Source organism: Amycolatopsis regifaucium (genome assembly GCF_001613935.1).
GTDB classification, from domain to species: domain Bacteria; phylum Actinomycetota; class Actinomycetes; order Mycobacteriales; family Pseudonocardiaceae; genus Amycolatopsis; species Amycolatopsis regifaucium.
In genome coordinates, this window is sequence record NZ_LQCI01000011.1 from 92976 (window position 1) to 108085 (window position 15110).

The following is a 15110-nucleotide window of genomic DNA, read 5'->3' on the forward strand; positions in this document are numbered from 1 at the left end:
GGGCCTTTCATGTCATGGGCCGAGGGGGTCAGCAGCCGATCAGACGCCCCGCGAGGTAAGCCTCGAGCTTGTCGATCGCGACCCGCTCCTGCGCCATGGTGTCGCGCTCCCGCACGGTCACCGCGAGGTCGTCGAGCGTGTCGAAGTCGACGGTGACGCAGAACGGCGTACCGATCTCTTCCTGGCGCCGGTAGCGCTTGCCGATCGAGCCGGCGTCGTCGAAGTCGACGTTCCAGTGCTTACGCAGCATCGCCGCGACGTCGCGCGCCTTCGGCGTGAGATCGGCGTTGCGGGACAACGGAAGCACGGCGACCTTGAACGGCGCGAGCCGGTAGTCCAGCTTCAGCACGGCGCGCTTGTCGACGCCGCCCTTGGCGTTGGGGACCTCGTCTTCGTGGTAGGCGTCGACCAGGAACGCCATCATCGACCGGCCGACACCGGCCGCGGGCTCGATGACGAACGGGCGGAACCGCTGCTTCGAAGCCTGGTCGAAGAACGACAGGTCCACGCCGGAGTGGTTCGAGTGCGTCGTCAGGTCGTAGTCGGTACGGTTCGCGATGCCTTCGAGCTCGCCCCACTCCTGGCCCGCGTTGAACGCGAAGCGGTACTCGATGTCGACGGTGCGCTTCGAGTAGTGGGAGAGCTTTTCCTTGGGGTGCTCGTAGTGACGCAGGTTCTCCGGCTTGATGCCGAGGTCCTTGTACCACTCGGTGCGCGCGTCGATCCAGTACTGGTGCCAGGTCTCGTCCTCACCCGGCTCGACGAAGAACTCCATCTCCATCTGCTCGAACTCACGCGTGCGGAAGATGAAGTTGCCCGGCGTGATCTCGTTCCGGAACGACTTGCCGATCTGGCCGATGCCGAACGGCGGCTTCTTCCGCGCGGTGGTCTGCACGTTGAGGAAGTTGATGAAGATGCCCTGCGCGGTCTCCGGGCGGAGGTAGTGCACGCCTTCCTCGGACTCGACCGGGCCGAGGTAGGTCTTGAGCATCATGTTGAAGTCACGCGGCGCGGTGTACTCGCCGCGGTTTCCGCAGTTCGGGCACGGGACCTCGGACAGGTCGTCCTCGGTCACCTCCTTGCCCGTACGCGCGGAGAAGTCCTCGGCCAGCTGGTCGGCGCGGAACCGCTTGTGGCAGGACAGACATTCAATCAGCGGGTCGGTGAAGACGTCGAGGTGACCCGACGCGACCCAGACCTGGCGCGGCAGGATCACCGAGGAGTCGAGGCCGACGACGTCGTCGCGGCTCTGCACGACGGTCTTCCACCACTGGCGCTTGATGTTGTCCTTGAGCTCGACACCGAGCGGGCCGTAGTCCCACGCCGATTTGGTACCGCCGTAGATCTCTCCACACGGGAAAACGAAGCCTCGACGCTTGCACAGGCTGACGACGGTCTCAATGGTGTTGGCGGGCACTCCACGCTCCGAAGCATGCGGGGACGGGTATCGGACTAGAACGACAAGACTAACCGCCCGTCCCCGCACGACCTCCGGCGAGGTTGGAACGGGTCAGGGCCGGCTGACCAAGGACGCCGTGACGATGCGGTTGTCCTCGTAGCCGTCGGTCCCGCCGACGTACTCGCCACCACAGGTGACCAGCACCAGCCGGTGCGGGCCGTCGGGCCCGAACAGCTTCTCCGCCTGTTCGGCCAGCTTCGTCTTGTGCACGGTGACGATCTCGCCGATCTTGTAGACCCATTTGCCGCCGTCGGTGTCGACGACACTGACCTCCTGGCCGGTCTTGAGCCGCCACAGTTCGTCGAACGGGCCCTTCTCGCCCTTCCAGTTCACGTGCCCGGAAAGCAGGGAAGCGCCCTGGTCGGCGCCCAGTTTCGCGCCCCACCAGGTGGCTTCGTCGAGACCCTCGGGGATGGGGAGGGTGCCATCGGCGGTCAGTTCCTTGCGGATCAGTTTCGCCGTGCCACCACCGGGCAGTTTGACCGTGCCGGGCGCCTGGCCCTTGTCGGCCGGGACCTCGGGCGGCTGCACCGCGGACGTACCCGCCTGACCTTCCGCGGCCGCGATGACCGGGTCACCCTTTCCGGTGAACAAGACCACCGCGACCACGGCCGCCACCACGAAGATCGCGGCGCCGGCGAGGATCCAGCCCAGGCCGGAGCGTTTCTTCGGCTGCTCCTCGCTTGCCGCACCGTCGTCGATCTGCCCCACCATCGGGTATTTCTCCTTGCTCGCTTCAAGCCGCCGGAGCGGCCGGTGTCGCTAGACACGCGACGCGAGGTGACGTGGGTTGCATCGACTTCCCGCATTTCGTCCTCTGAATGCGGTAGTTGCGCGTGCAAGGACCGCATTCAGAGGACGAAATGCGCGAGGGTCAGGCGGGTGGGCCGGTGACGGGGGTGGCGACGACGACCCGGTTGTCCCGGTAGCCGTCCGTCCCGCCGAGGTAGTCGCCGCCGCAGGTGACCAGCACCAGCCGGTGCGGCCCGCGCTGCGCGAACAGCTTCGCCGCCTGCGCGGGCAGCTCGCTCTTGTGCACGGTGACGATTTCCCGCACCCGGTAGACCCAGATTCCGCCCGTCGCGTCGCTGACGGCCACCTCCTGGCCGTCCCGCATCCGCCACAGCTCGTCGAAGGGCCCCTTGACGCCGCCCCAGTTGACGTGCCCGGAGACCAGCGCCGTCCCGGATTCGGCGCCGAGTCGCGCACCCCACCAGGCCGCGTCCTGGAGACCACGCGGGATCGGGAGGACGCCGTCGGCGTTGACCTCGGAGCGGACGAGTCGCGCCGTTCCGCCTTCGGGCAGCCGGATGGTGCCGGGCCGCTGTCCGCGCGTCGAGCTGTCGGCGGGCAAGGCCAGCGGAGCCCCGTCCTCCCCGGGGACGACCGCGGGTTCGGCGAACGAGACCGGCTGCTCGGGTGGGATCCAGGTCAGCACGATCACGCCCGCTGAGATGGCGAGCGCGGACGCGACGGCGGTGAGTCCCGCCAGCCAGTTCCGCACGGGACCGCTACTTCTCCCGTGCCGGAACGGGTTTGCGACGGCGGTAGAGCAGCATGGCCGCCGCGCCGAGCACGATGCCGCCGCCCAGCAGCCCGAGCCCGGCCACGGTCCGCGTCGGGTCGGCGGTCTGCGGCGGGACGCCTCCCGCGGGCACCGTCCCTGGCACCGACGGCTGCTCCGGCGCCGCGCCCGGCCCGGTACCACCGGCGGGCTTCGCGACGAAGTTCTTCGGGATCGAGCAGCTCACGCCGCCGAGCACGATCGTCGCGCGGGCCTCGCGCAGATCCTTGCCGTCCGCGTCGCGCACATGCGTGACGATCTCCAGTTTCCAGCCCGCGGCGGCGGTGACGTCGCCGCCGCGCCAGCCGTCCTGCCGGATCAGCTGGTCGAAGGCGGTCACCCGGGAGACGGTCAGATCGGAGACGGTCTTCTCCTTGCTGACCTTCTCGGCCTGGACGGTCGAAACCGGTCCGAGCTTGAGTCCCTTGATGTCGACACCCGAAGCGCCGGACGGCTTCAGCGCGCCGTTCTCGTCGCGTACCCAGATCTTCGACACGCTCGTCGACGACGTCGGCTTGCTCGGCGACGAGCAGTCGACGGCGCTCTTCGCGCCCTCGAGCACCAGCACGGTGTTGTCGGCGGGCTTCGCGCCGCCGCGTCCGTTGTCGATCAGGGCGTAGTTGCTCTCCGCTACCGCCGTGGGGACGGTGGTCTGCTGCAGCGCGGCGAGCACGTTGTGGTCGCGGCTGGCGATACCACTCGGGTACGGGTTCGCGGAAGAGCCGTAGCGGCCGAGGTTGATGTCCCAGTTGCCGCCGAAGGTCTTGCGTTCACCTTCATCACGCGGGACAACGGTGCGATCCGGGGAGAGCTTCGACTGGCCGGGGGTCAGCGGCGACCGCTGGGTCTCGGTGATCAGCGAACCCGAGTTCCCGATCCGGGCCGACGCCACGTTCGCGAACGACACGGGTCCGGTCTTCTCATCCACGGCCCGCGTCGTCTGCGCCGAGGCCAGCCCCGGAACCGACGCCAAAGCGAAGGCCGCCGTCACGGCGGCCAGCTTCGTCACGCAACGAGTCATGTCTCCCCACTGCCTCTCCGGCCCTCCGAGCGCGGTCGTCAGCGTACGAGAAGCGACGAAACGCTCCGCGACAACCTTGCACCGTCAGCGACCACATGCGAAGTGGAATGGTCATTTCTTTGCGAAGTCACCCGAATGGAGCAGTAACAACGCCGCCGAGTGGTCGCCCGGTCGGCGAACAGACCAGCTGAGCCGGGAACACTAAGATGGGGTGCACTGTTACTGGCAATGACTTCGGAAATCATGATGAACTTGGAGGCGGCGATGGCTACGGTGACCCCGGACTCGGCCGCCCCGGGCTTCACGGAGGACTCCGGACCGCATTCGGCCGCCCGTCCGCCCGCCGAGCCCGCCGCGTCGGCGTCGGCCGCCGCCCTCGCGGACGCCGGTGACCTGCTCAGAGCACTCGCCGCCCCCGTCCGCATCGCCATCGTCCTGCAGCTGCGCAGTGCCGACCGGTGCGTGCACGAACTGGTGGACACCCTCGACGTCGCGCAGCCGCTGATCAGCCAGCACCTGCGGGTGCTGAAGACCGCAGGTGTCGTCCAGGGCGAGCGACGGGGCCGTGAGGTGGTGTACCGGCTGGTCGACGATCACCTTGCGCATATCGTGGTGGACGCCGTAGCCCACGTTCAGGAGGGGAAGTGAGCATGAGTCCCACGACGGCCAACGGTTCCGCGCCGGTGCCGGGTCGCCGGTCGACGAAACAGCGGGCCGCCGTAGTCGAGCTGCTCAAGGAGATCGACGACTTCCGTTCCGCCCAGGAACTGCACGACGAGCTGCGCAAACGCGGTGACGGAATCGGGCTCACCACGGTGTACCGGACGCTGCAGTCGCTGTCCGAGGCCGGCGAGATCGACACCCTGCGCACCGACACCGGCGAGGCCATCTACCGGCGCTGCTCGTCGCACCACCACCATCACCTGGTGTGCCGTCTCTGCGGCAGTACCGTCGAGGTCGAGGGACCGGCGGTCGAGCGCTGGGCCGAGAAGATCGCTTCGGAGCACGGCTTCTCCGACATCAGCCACACCGTGGAGATCGTCGGGACCTGCTCGAACCACTGACGCCGGCGCAATGAAGGGGCCTTTCATCGCAAATTTTGCGATGAAAGGCCCCTTCATTGCACGGGGGAGGGTTCGACCGTCACCTCGCTACAGCGGGTCTCAGTACTCGTACGGGTCCTTCGGGGTCGGCACCTGCCGCACCGAAGTGAGCGTCAAGTCCGGTGTGTAGCTGTTCTCCCGCACCGCGGTGCCCGGCACCACCGTCCCGGTCACCTCCAGCCAGGTGTCGTCGCCGAAGCCCGAAACGCCCTCGCCCACCAGCCGCACGGTGATCGGATAGGCGTCGGCCGCGCAGCAGCCGATGACCAGCCTGGCCAGCATCGTGTTGCCTTCGTTGTGCACGACGAACCCGGACAGCCGCACCGTGCGCCCGTTCAGGGTTCCGCTCTTGTCCCAGCCGGCGCGGCTGACGAACTCGTTGACCTCCAACGGCACCACGTCCCCGGCGGGTAGCGGCGGGAAGGCGGCCGCGTTGCTCGCCGAGGCGCTTTGCGGTGCCCTCGCCTCGGTCCGGGTCACCGAGTCGGCGCCCAGCGCGGGCGGCGCGACCAGGAAGACGGCCAGTACCGGGACCATCAGCAGCCACGCCGAACGCGTGTTGTGGTCGTGCGCGTGGACGTCCCCGGAGACTGCGGCGACGGCGCGCGCGGCCAGCAGATCGCGGACGATCGCCACCGCGCCCAGCGTGACCATCACCGCGCCGCCCGCGATGATCCACGGCTGCTGCGCGGGTTTGACATAACGCAGGTAGTCGCCGTTGACCGTGATCTTGAGCAGTGCCCCGCCGAGCAGGATCAGCAGGATGTTCTGGGTCTCGCGTTTCACGCGCCACCTCCGAGGATCAGCACACCCGAGACCACGGCGCAGGACAACGCGACGACGAACGTCACCGGCGCGAATCGCAGCGCGAAGGATTTGCCGAAGGTACCGGTCTGGAGGGCGAACAGCTTCACGTCGATCGCGGGACCGACCACCAGGAACACCAGCTTCGGCAGCAGGGGCATCGCGGTCAGCGACGCGGCGACGAAGGCGTCGGCCTCACTGCACAGCGCCAGCACGACGGCGAGCACGGCCATCACCAGGATCCCGAGCACGATCTGCTCCCCCAGCACGCCGAACCACTTGGCGGGCACGAGCACGTTCATCGCGGCGGCGATCATCGCGCCGAGCACGAGGAATCCCCCGGCCTCGACCAGATCCGCCCGCGCTGTCTCGGCGAAGGTCTTCCAGCGCGAACCGTGCCGCACCTCCGGAAGACGCCGCAAAGCGCGCTCCGCGATCCAGTCGAGCTTGCCCCACTTCGCCCATAGCCAGCCCATCACCATCGCCGTGGCGAGCGAACCGGCGAACCGGGCGAACACCATCTCCGGGTTCCCGGGGAACGCCACCGCCGTGGCGACCAGCACCACCGGATTCACCGCGGGTGCGGCCAGCAGGAACGTCAGCGCGGCCGCGGGCGCGACGCCCTGCCCGATCAGCCGCCGCGCCACCGGCACCGAGGCGCATTCACAGCCCGGCAGGGCGACCCCGGCCAGCCCCGCGACGCCGACCGCCGCGCCGGCACGCCGGGGCAGCACCTTCTCCAGCACGCGCGCGGGTACGAACGCCGCGATCGCGCCGCTGATCAGGACCCCGAGCACCAGGAACGGCAGTGCCTGCACGCAGACGGCGACGAACACCGTCGAGCCCGTCCGCAGCGCGGGCACGTCGAACACCTGCTGGAGCCAGCTCTGCCCGAGGATCGCGATCAGCAGGATCGCGCAGAGCACCTCGATCGAGGTGATCTTGAACCGCCGGGCGGGTTTCCGCTCCGGGGCGCTCGTGGAAATGGTTTCCATGCGCGAGATGATGCCAGGTGACCCTGTGGGCCTGAGGTCAGTCCCCGGAGGTGGTGCCCAAAAGATCACTACGCAGCTGCGAAGCCGTCGAGACGACCAGCATGAGCAACGTCCCCAGCGGCGAGGCTTCCATCCCCTCGGCCGGGAACGCGTACCTCAAGGTGATATCGATCCCCTTCTCCGAGCGCACGACGCCGAGCGTCCCGAACAGGCCCTGACCGGCGCGTTCCGCCGCCGAGGCCGCGATCGCCGGGTCGTCCGGCAGGTCCCAGGCGACGACGCAGGTGAGGCTCAGGACGGTCAGCCCTTCGGCCAGCCGGGTCGCCTGGATGACGCACGGGACGTCCGCGTGCGAGAAGGTCAGCGCGCCGTCGTCGTCGACGTGGACTTCGAGATAGCGCTCGAGGGCTTCCCGCGCCGACGTCAGCAACGCCGCAGTGTCCGCCGCTTCGGTGGTCATGAGGTTCCTTCCGAAGCTTTGTCGATGGCCCCGCCGAAGCGGCGGTCCCGTTTCGCGAACTCGAGGCACGCCCGCCACAGGTGGGTGCGGTCGAAGTCCGGGAAGAGCGTGTCCTGGTAGACCATCTCGGCGTAGGCCGACTGCCAGAGCAGGAAGTTCGACGTCCGCTGCTCGCCCGACGGCCGCAGGAACAGGTCCACGTCCGGCATGTCGGGCTGGTACAGGTACTTCCCGATGGTCTTCTCGGTGACCTTGTCCGGGTTCAGCTTCCCGTCGGCCACGTCCTGGGCGATCCGGCGCATGGCGTCGCCCAGTTCGGCGCGGCCGCCGTAGTTGACGCACATGGTCATGTTCAGCGCCGTGTTGTGCTTGGTCTTCTCCTCGGCGACCTGGAGTTCCTTGATGACGCTCGCCCACAGCTTGGGACGACGCCCGGCCCAGCGGATGCGGACGCCGATCGAGCCGAGGTAGTCGACCTGACGGCGGATGGTGTCGCGGTTGAAGCCCATCAGGAATCGGACCTCTTCCGGGCTCCGCTTCCAGTTCTCGGTGGAGAACGCGTACACCGACAGCCATTTGACGCCGAGTTCCACGGCACCGCTGGCGACGTCGATCATCACCGCTTCGCCGCGCTTGTGGCCTTCGATCCGGGGCAGGCCGCGCTGGTTGGCCCAGCGGCCGTTGCCGTCCATCACCAGCGCCACATGCTTCGGGAGGAGTTCCTTCGGGATCTCCGGCGGCCGGGCACCGGAGGGATGCGGCTCCGGCGCGCGAAGTTCGAATTGTGACGCCTTGTTCTCGCGTCCCCTGCGCAGCACCTTCGAGCCTCCTGATCGAGTGAACCTGTGCCTGCGACCCTACTGCGCTCCGGTGACGCCCTCCCGCGCACGCCTCTCCACCAGCGGAAGCGACCGCAACTGACGCTCCAGATGCCACTGCAGATGCGCCGCGACCAGCCCGGACGCGTCCCGGCGCGGCACCGGCAGCGCCGCTTCGGCCACCGGCCACTCCCCGTGCAGGAGCGCCGCGAGCAGGGTCAGCACCTCCTGGGAGGGGTGGACACAGCCGGGAACCCGGCAATCCGGGCACATCGAACCGCCCGCCGACACGCTGAACGCCTTGTGCGGTCCTGGCAGTCCGCAGCGGGCGCATTCGGTGATCGCGGGCGCCCATCCCGCGTAGGCCATGGCCCGCAGGAAGAAGGCATCGAGGACGAGGGAACTGTCGCGTTCGCCGCCCGCGAGTGCGCGAAGGGCGCCGACGACGAGCATGTAGAGCTTGAGCACCGGTTCGCCCTCTTCGGCGGACAGCCGGTCCGCCGTCTCGGCGATGGCGCTCGCCGCGGTGTAGCGCTGGTAATCGGCCACCAGCGGCGAGGCGAAGGCGTCGACCGTCTCGACCTGGGTGATCACGTCGAGGGAACGGCCGGTGTAGAACTGGACGTCGACGTGCCCGAACGGCTCCAGCCGCGCCCCGAAGCGCGACGAGGTCCGACGCACGCCTTTCGCGACCGCACGGACCTTCCCGTGCCGCCGCGTGAGCAGGGTGATGATCCGGTCGGCCTCACCGAGCTTGTGCGTCCGCAACACCACTCCGGTGTCGCGATAGAGGTTCACCACCCCGACATCGTCCCATCCGGGACCGACATCGGGGTGGTGTGCCCCGGAATCAGCAGTAGCTGCCGTAGCAGCTGTAGGTCGCCGTCGAAGCCGCGACGATCGAGATGACGATCATCACGATGGCGAAGGCGCAGCCGACACCGCCGATGATCGACGCGATCATGCACATGGTCCGCGTCGACCTCGACGCGTCCGCGGCGGCGGCGTAGTTGCCCTGCATCTTGTAGGTGTTGACCTCGTTGGACTTCATGATCGCGAAGATCGCGATGATCCAGCAGAGGAAGATGCAGCCGATCGCCCAGCCCTTGTAGTCCTTGATGGCGTTGATGTCACCGCCACCGCCGGGCATGCCGCCCGGCGCGCCGTAGGGAGACGGCTGGCCGTACGGGGCCGGCTGACCATAGGGGGCGGGCATGCCGCCGGACGGGGGTCCATAGCCAGGCTGTTGCTGTCCGTAGGGCTGCTGCTGGCCGTAAGGGTTGGTCATCTAAATGGTCCTCGTTGTTCTTTCGGGGCTCAGAACGCCGTCGCGACGGCCAGGATGATCCAGAGAATGGAGAACAGGCAGCCGACGCCACCGATGATCGACGCGATCATGCACATGGTCTTCGTCGACTTCGACGCGTCCATGGCGGCGGCGTAGTTGCCCTGCATCTTGTAGGTGTTGACCTCGTTGGACTTCATGATCGCGAAGATCGCGATGATCCAGCAGAGGAAGATGCAGCCGATCGCCCAGCCCTTGTAGTCGGGGATCGAGTTGATGTCCCCGCCGCCGGGCATCCCGCCTGGCGCGCCGTAGGGCGCGGGCTGGCCGTACGGCGAAGGCTGCCCATACGGCGCGGGCTGGCCGTACGGCATCGGGTTCGCTCCCGAAGGCTGACCGTACGGTGCGGGCGTGGCGCCGGACGGAGGTCCGTAGCCGGGCTGAGGCTGCTGGCCATAAGGCTGCTGCTGGCCGTAGCCGGGCTGCTGGCCGTACGGGTTCGTCATCGGGTTCCCCACTTTTGTCGTGCTTCCCGGCGGGTGGATCCCGCCGGTCATTTCTTACTGTTGCGGCGTTCCGGGCCCGTTCGGCCCGTCCGCGCCGGGCAGCTGCTGCCTCAGCTGTTCCGGCGTGAGCTTCTGCGTCGGCTCGGCTTCGTCGAACGCGGACGGCGCCTGCTGGGACTGACCGGGGCGGAGCACCTGGGTGGGCTCGGACTCGCCGAAGCCCGGTTCGGTTCGGGACTCCGAGGGCGGTGTCGCGGTTCCCTGCGGCTGCCGGCCGAACGGCTGCTGGCCGAAGGGCTGCGGCTGGCCGAAGGCACCCGACTGGGCCTGCGGCTGACCGAACGGGGAAGGCTGCGCGGGAAACGACTGCGACGGCGGCGGCGCCGGGAATCCGGACTGCCCGCCGAACGGCTGGGCGCCGGGGATCTCGCCGTCGACGGGGAGCACGACCGTGGTGAGGATCTTGTCCGCGAAGGTCTGGCGCTTCTGGTCCCACAGTGGCCACCAGTAACCGAGACCGCAGAACGCGTTGTCGAGGATGTGGCAGAACTCGCGGGCGATCGTCATGCCGACACCGAGGGGCTGGCCGGTGGTCTCCTTGACGAGCTTGATCTTGAGGTATCGCTTGCCCAGTGACTGCCCGGTCTTGCCCATCAGGATCCACCGATTCCAGATGGTGAAGCCCAGGAAAGCGATCCCGCCGATGCCCAACACGGCGTTCGCCGCCGCGTCGCTCACCAGGAAGAGCAACCCGCCGATGATGTCGATCACCAGGACCGGACTGAGGTCGATCAGCATCGCGCCGAGCCGCTTGCCCCAGTGGGCGTAGGCGTTCGGATGCGGCCTGGACGGGTTCACCTGTCCGAAGGGTGCCTGCTGCGCCTGACCGAACGGCGGCTGGTCGCCGGGGGCCTGGCCGAACGGCGACTGCTGGGCCTGCTGGCCGAAAGGAGAGGACTGCGGCTGCCCACCGAACGGCGAGGGCTGCTCCCCCGACGGCGGCTGTTGTCCCGGCGGCTGCTGGCCGTAGGGAGTGGTCATCGAAATCCCCTCGCTGGTTCCTCGCCCCCTGGCGCACGGGGCCCTCGTGCGGCGACCCGGGCTGAATGTACGGCATGGGTACACCGAGCAGACCGGTGCGCGGGAGCGTACTCGGTACCACCGACGATCCGGGGTTCGGCCCGTCACTCAGACGTAGAGCGAGGTGAACGGGGCGAAGGGCAGGTTACGGATGATGAACCAGACGACGAACACGACGCCGAACGCGAGCGGCGTCCAGCGCCAGTGCAGCCAGCTGTCCACCGGCCTGCCGCGAAGTCTGCCGACCGTCCAGGCGACCGTGCTCCAGACGAGCAGCAGAACGACCACGAAGGACACCGCGTTGTAGTGCAGCGCGGCGGGGATGTCCCCGTGCAGCACGCTGTAGACCATGCGCATGCCACCGCAGCCGGGGCAGGCGATGCCCAGCAGTGATTTGGTGGGACAGACCGGAAGCGGCCCGCCCGGGGTGGTGGGATCACCCAGCCACAGTGCGACGCAACCGAGCCCGGCGCCGGCCGCGATGGCCAGCGCGGGTCCCAGCGCGCGGGCCTTTGCCTTGAACCCGCGCGCCGGGAATCCCGTGTAGACGGACGTCGTCACGGTGTGAAGCTTCCCGCCGACGCGCCGATGATGATCATCACCACGACGAAGAGGATGTACAGCAGGAAAAGTCCGCCGGTGGCGATCGCTCCCCACATCGACCACTTCTTCGCGTCGTCGGCGGCCTTCTGGGCTTCGGCGTAGAAACCCTGCGACCACAACGTCTGCACCTGACTCGACTTCACGATCGCCACGATACCCAGCGGCAAACAGCACAACACCGTGCAGAGAATGGCCCACACGAGGTTGTTGTCCGGCGGCGGGCCGTAGTTCGGCATGCCACCGTAATAGGGCTGCTGCGGCGGAGGCCCGCCAGGCGGCGGGTAGTTCGGGTACTGGTCGGTCATGAGGTCTCCCCCTCGATCGCCGCTATCAGCGGTAGTTGTTCACATCGGCCGCGAAGAGACCGAGCGACATGACCAGGATGACGGAGACGATGTTGACCACGACACCGACGATAGCGGCGATGATGGCCCACTTCTTGGCCGCGTCGGCCGCTTCCTGCGCCGCGGCGGTCTGACCCTGCGCCCACAGCGAGTTCACCTGGGTCGACTTGACGATCGAAACGATACCGAAGGGCAGGCAGCACAGGATCGTGGTGAGGATGGCCCACACCAGGTTGTTGTTGGGCGGCGGGCCGGGGTTGTTGACACCGCCCCCGCCCTGAGGGTCGCCGGAGTAGTTGGGCAGGCCCTGGTTGTCGGTCATTTACCGCTTTCCCTTCACGAATGATGAGGTGGAAATCGACCCGCACGCCGCCGCCCGATCAGCGATCAGCGGAGTCGAGGAGTGAGACTCTAAGGTCACCCGTCCGGTTCCACACCATCAACCGGTCTCCGCGACCGAATCGAGACATACCGTTCAGGCAAAAGCTGTCAGAAGCCCAGCCGTCGCAACTGACGGGGGTCGCGCTGCCACTCTTTGGCAACCTTGATGTGCAGGTCGAGGTAGACCTTCGAACCAAGGAGCCCCTCGATCTGCTGGCGGGCGCGAGCGCCGACGTCCTTCAGGCGCTCCCCCTTGTGCCCCAGGATGATGCCCTTCTGGCTCGGCCGTTCCACATAGAGGAACGCGTGGACGTCGATCATGTCGTCCCTGCCCTCGTGCGGCAGCATTTCCTCGACGGTGACGGCGATCGAGTGCGGAAGCTCGTCACGGACGCCTTCGAGCGCCGCCTCGCGGATCAGCTCGGCGACCAGGGTCTGTTCCGGCTCGTCGGTCAGCTCACCACCCGGATACAGCTGCGGCCCTTCGGGAAGATGCCGCACCAGCAGGTCCGCGAGCGCGCCGACCTGGAAACCGTCCACAGCGGACACGGGGATGAGTTCGGCGAACTCCATGACCTCCTGCAGGGCGAGCAGTTGCTCGGCGACCTGTTCGGGTTTCACGAGGTCCGTCTTGGTGACGATGCCGATCACCGGGGTGCGTTGCGCGATTTTCTTGAGTTCGGCGGCGATGTACCGGTCACCGGGACCGACTTTTTCGTTGGCGGGCACGCAAAGCCCGACGACGTCCACTTCGGACCAGGTCGAGTGGACGATGTCGTTGAGCCGCTCGCCCAGCAGCGTCCTCGGCCGGTGCAGTCCCGGTGTGTCGATGATCACCAGCTGCGCGTCGTCGCGGTGGACGATGCCGCGGATGGCGTGCCGGGTGGTCTGCGGTTTGCTGGAGGTGATCGCCACCTTGCTGCCGACGAGCGCGTTGGTCAGCGTCGACTTGCCCGCGTTCGGCCGCCCGACGAAACAGGCGAAGCCCGAGCGATGCGGTGCGGCCATCAGTTCAGCACCTTGCCGCTGGGATCGACCAGGTAGATCGGGGCCGCTTCGGCGATGTCCCGCACCGCCTGGACCGAGGCGCCCTTCAGCAGCCCTTCCGGGCTGACCACGACGGCGGCCTCGATTCCTTCGGCCCCACTCGAAACGGCGGCCGCGACGGCGGCCTGCAGCGCGGTGAGCTTGAAGGACGGCTGATCGACCGTGCTCGCCGCGTAGGTGCGGCCGTCGGTGTCGCGGAGCGCGGCGCCTTCGGCGGCCTGGGTGCGGGCTCGCGCGGACCTGGCCAGGGTCACCAGCTTCTCGTCCTCGGCGTCCAGCTCAGGCATGTTCGACACTCCTGTCACTTTCATCGGGCTGCGGAATCCGGGTGCGACGCCTGCCGAGGGCCGCGTCGGTCACCGCGTCCGCGTCGGCGGGGTGGACGACCACCGTGGTGATCCGCATCCGCCCGCGCCGGTCTTTACCGCCTTCGGCGAACAGCCGAAGTCCGGCGACCTCGGCTTCGGCCCCCGGCAGCGGGACCCTACCGAGTCGCTCGGCGAGCAGTCCGCCCACGGTCTCCACGTCATGGTCTTCGAGGTCGATCCCGAACAGTTCACCCAGGTCGTCGACCGAGAGCCGGGACGAGACGCGGACCGCGCCGCTGTCGAGCTCCTCGACCTCGGGGCGTTCGTCGGTGTCGGATTCGTCGGTGATCTCGCCGACGATCTCCTCGAGGATGTCCTCGATGGTGAGCAGGCCCGCGGTGCCGCCGTACTCGTCGACCGCGATCGCCATGTGGTTGTGCGAGACCTGCATCTCCTTGAGCAGTTCGTCGAGCCGCTTCGAATCCGGCACGAAACCCGCCGGGTTCATCAGCTCTTCGACCCGGCGCTGCTGGCCGCCTTCGGCCATGTACGCCTGCATGAGGTCCTTGATGTTGACCACGCCCGCGATGTCGTCGACGGATTCGCCGATCACCGGCAGCCGGGTGAACCCGGTGCGCAGCGCCAGCGCGAGAGCCTGGCGCACGGTCTTCTCGTGCTCGATCCAGACGATCTCCGTACGCGGCACCATGACCTCGCGCGCGACGGTGTCGCCGAGTTCGAACACCGAGTGGATCATCTCGCGTTCGGATTCCTCGACGACGCCGCGTTCCTGGGCGAGGTCGACCAGTTCCCGCAGCTCGACTTCGGAGGTGAACGGGCCTTCGCGGAAGCCTTGGCCGGGGGTGATGGCGTTACCGAGGACGATCAGCAGCTTGCTGAGCGGACCGAGCACCGTGCCGAGGACGCGGACGGGGCCCGCGACGACCAGGCCGATCCGGTACGGATGCTGACGGCCGAGGGTGCGGGGGCCGACACCGATGAGCACGTAGCTCACCACGACCATCACGGCGGCGGCGACGACGATGGCGAGCCACAGCGGCCGGACCCAGCCGAGGATGTCGACGGTGACCAGCACGGTGGCGGTCAGCTCGCAGGTCATCCGCAGCAGCAGGATCAGGTTGATGTGGCGGCGGCGTTCGGCGATGACCAGCGCGAGCTGACGCGCGCCCGGCCTGCCCATCCGGACGAGACCGTCGGCGCGGGCCTTGGAGACGGTGCTGACCGCGGCGTCGGCCGCCGCGAACACCCCGGCGAGCAGGATCAGCGTGATGGCGATGATCAGCAGTGCCGTGGGACTACCCATGTCAGCGA

20 protein-coding genes are annotated in these 15110 nt (G+C 68.1%); 2 read left to right on the top strand and 18 right to left on the bottom strand.

Annotated elements, in window-relative coordinates; all coding sequences use genetic code 11:
- Window positions 1-28: 28 nt before the first annotated feature.
- From AVL48_RS14035 to AVL48_RS14050, 4 genes are all read right to left on the bottom strand, one after another.
- Window positions 29-1417, bottom strand: coding sequence for a glycine--tRNA ligase (locus AVL48_RS14035; RefSeq protein WP_061982755.1), 1389 nt, complete (start codon window positions 1415-1417; stop codon window positions 29-31).
- Between the two features lie 93 nt (window positions 1418-1510).
- A complete protein-coding gene (locus tag AVL48_RS14040) occupies window positions 1511-2173 on the bottom strand; it encodes a class F sortase (RefSeq protein WP_061982754.1) in 663 nt (220 codons plus the stop codon).
- 160 nt (window positions 2174-2333) lie between these two features.
- Window positions 2334-2963, bottom strand: coding sequence for a class F sortase (locus AVL48_RS14045; RefSeq protein WP_061982753.1), 630 nt, complete (start codon window positions 2961-2963; stop codon window positions 2334-2336).
- A gap of 7 nt (window positions 2964-2970) precedes the next feature.
- Window positions 2971-4044, bottom strand: a complete 1074-nt coding sequence (locus AVL48_RS14050) for a hypothetical protein (protein WP_061982752.1) — start codon at window positions 4042-4044, stop codon at window positions 2971-2973.
- A gap of 264 nt (window positions 4045-4308) precedes the next feature.
- Between AVL48_RS14050 and AVL48_RS14055 the strand changes: the two genes are divergently transcribed.
- A complete protein-coding gene (locus AVL48_RS14055) occupies window positions 4309-4692 on the top strand; it encodes an ArsR/SmtB family transcription factor (protein WP_061982889.1) in 384 nt (127 codons plus the stop codon).
- A gap of 2 nt (window positions 4693-4694) precedes the next feature.
- Complete coding sequence (locus tag AVL48_RS14060) at window positions 4695-5108, top strand: Fur family transcriptional regulator (protein ID WP_037310463.1); 414 nt, start codon at window positions 4695-4697, stop codon at window positions 5106-5108.
- Between the two features lie 99 nt (window positions 5109-5207).
- Here AVL48_RS14060 and AVL48_RS14065 read toward each other — a convergent pair whose 3' ends face one another.
- The 14 genes from AVL48_RS14065 to AVL48_RS14130 all read right to left on the bottom strand — a co-directional run bounded on the left by AVL48_RS14065 (window position 5208) and on the right by AVL48_RS14130 (window position 15102).
- Window positions 5208-5933, bottom strand: coding sequence for a TIGR03943 family putative permease subunit (locus AVL48_RS14065; protein ID WP_061982751.1), 726 nt, complete (start codon window positions 5931-5933; stop codon window positions 5208-5210).
- Complete coding sequence (locus AVL48_RS14070) at window positions 5930-6946, bottom strand: permease (RefSeq protein WP_061982750.1); 1017 nt, start codon at window positions 6944-6946, stop codon at window positions 5930-5932. The genes AVL48_RS14065 and AVL48_RS14070 overlap by 4 nt, the downstream gene beginning before the upstream one ends.
- 37 nt (window positions 6947-6983) lie before the next feature.
- Entirely contained in the window at window positions 6984-7406 is a 423-nt protein-coding gene (locus AVL48_RS14075) for a hypothetical protein (RefSeq protein ID WP_061982749.1), read from the bottom strand.
- Entirely contained in the window at window positions 7403-8224 is an 822-nt protein-coding gene (locus AVL48_RS14080; RefSeq protein ID WP_034316407.1) for an isoprenyl transferase, read from the bottom strand. Before AVL48_RS14080 ends, AVL48_RS14075 begins: the two co-directional genes overlap by 4 nt.
- Window positions 8225-8263: 39 nt before the next feature.
- A complete protein-coding gene (gene recO / locus AVL48_RS14085) occupies window positions 8264-9025 on the bottom strand; it encodes a DNA repair protein RecO (RefSeq protein ID WP_061982748.1) in 762 nt (253 codons plus the stop codon).
- A 49-nt stretch (window positions 9026-9074) separates the two neighbouring features.
- Complete coding sequence (locus tag AVL48_RS14090; RefSeq protein WP_061982747.1) at window positions 9075-9512, bottom strand: CD225/dispanin family protein; 438 nt, start codon at window positions 9510-9512, stop codon at window positions 9075-9077.
- A 29-nt stretch (window positions 9513-9541) separates the two neighbouring features.
- Complete coding sequence (locus tag AVL48_RS14095; RefSeq protein WP_093976591.1) at window positions 9542-10015, bottom strand: CD225/dispanin family protein; 474 nt, start codon at window positions 10013-10015, stop codon at window positions 9542-9544.
- A 54-nt stretch (window positions 10016-10069) separates the two neighbouring features.
- Window positions 10070-11056, bottom strand: a complete 987-nt coding sequence (locus AVL48_RS14100; protein WP_074038123.1) for an RDD family protein — start codon at window positions 11054-11056, stop codon at window positions 10070-10072.
- Between the two features lie 147 nt (window positions 11057-11203).
- Window positions 11204-11656 carry a DUF2752 domain-containing protein gene (locus AVL48_RS14105; RefSeq protein ID WP_061982746.1) on the bottom strand — a complete coding sequence of 151 codons (453 nt, stop codon included), beginning with the start codon at window positions 11654-11656 and terminating at the stop codon, window positions 11204-11206.
- A complete protein-coding gene (locus AVL48_RS14110) occupies window positions 11653-12003 on the bottom strand; it encodes a CD225/dispanin family protein (protein ID WP_061982745.1) in 351 nt (116 codons plus the stop codon). The genes AVL48_RS14105 and AVL48_RS14110 overlap by 4 nt, the downstream gene beginning before the upstream one ends.
- Before the next feature lie 25 nt (window positions 12004-12028).
- A complete protein-coding gene (locus tag AVL48_RS14115) occupies window positions 12029-12364 on the bottom strand; it encodes a CD225/dispanin family protein (protein ID WP_061982744.1) in 336 nt (111 codons plus the stop codon).
- 167 nt (window positions 12365-12531) lie between these two features.
- Entirely contained in the window at window positions 12532-13431 is a 900-nt protein-coding gene (era, locus tag AVL48_RS14120) for a GTPase Era (protein WP_061982743.1), read from the bottom strand.
- Window positions 13431-13757, bottom strand: a complete 327-nt coding sequence (locus tag AVL48_RS14125) for a hypothetical protein (protein WP_061982742.1) — start codon at window positions 13755-13757, stop codon at window positions 13431-13433. The genes era and AVL48_RS14125 overlap by 1 nt, the downstream gene beginning before the upstream one ends.
- Window positions 13750-15102: a hemolysin family protein gene (locus AVL48_RS14130; protein ID WP_061982741.1), complete on the bottom strand. Its 1353-nt coding sequence runs from the start codon at window positions 15100-15102 to the stop codon at window positions 13750-13752. Before AVL48_RS14130 ends, AVL48_RS14125 begins: the two co-directional genes overlap by 8 nt.
- Window positions 15103-15110 lie beyond the last annotated feature (8 nt).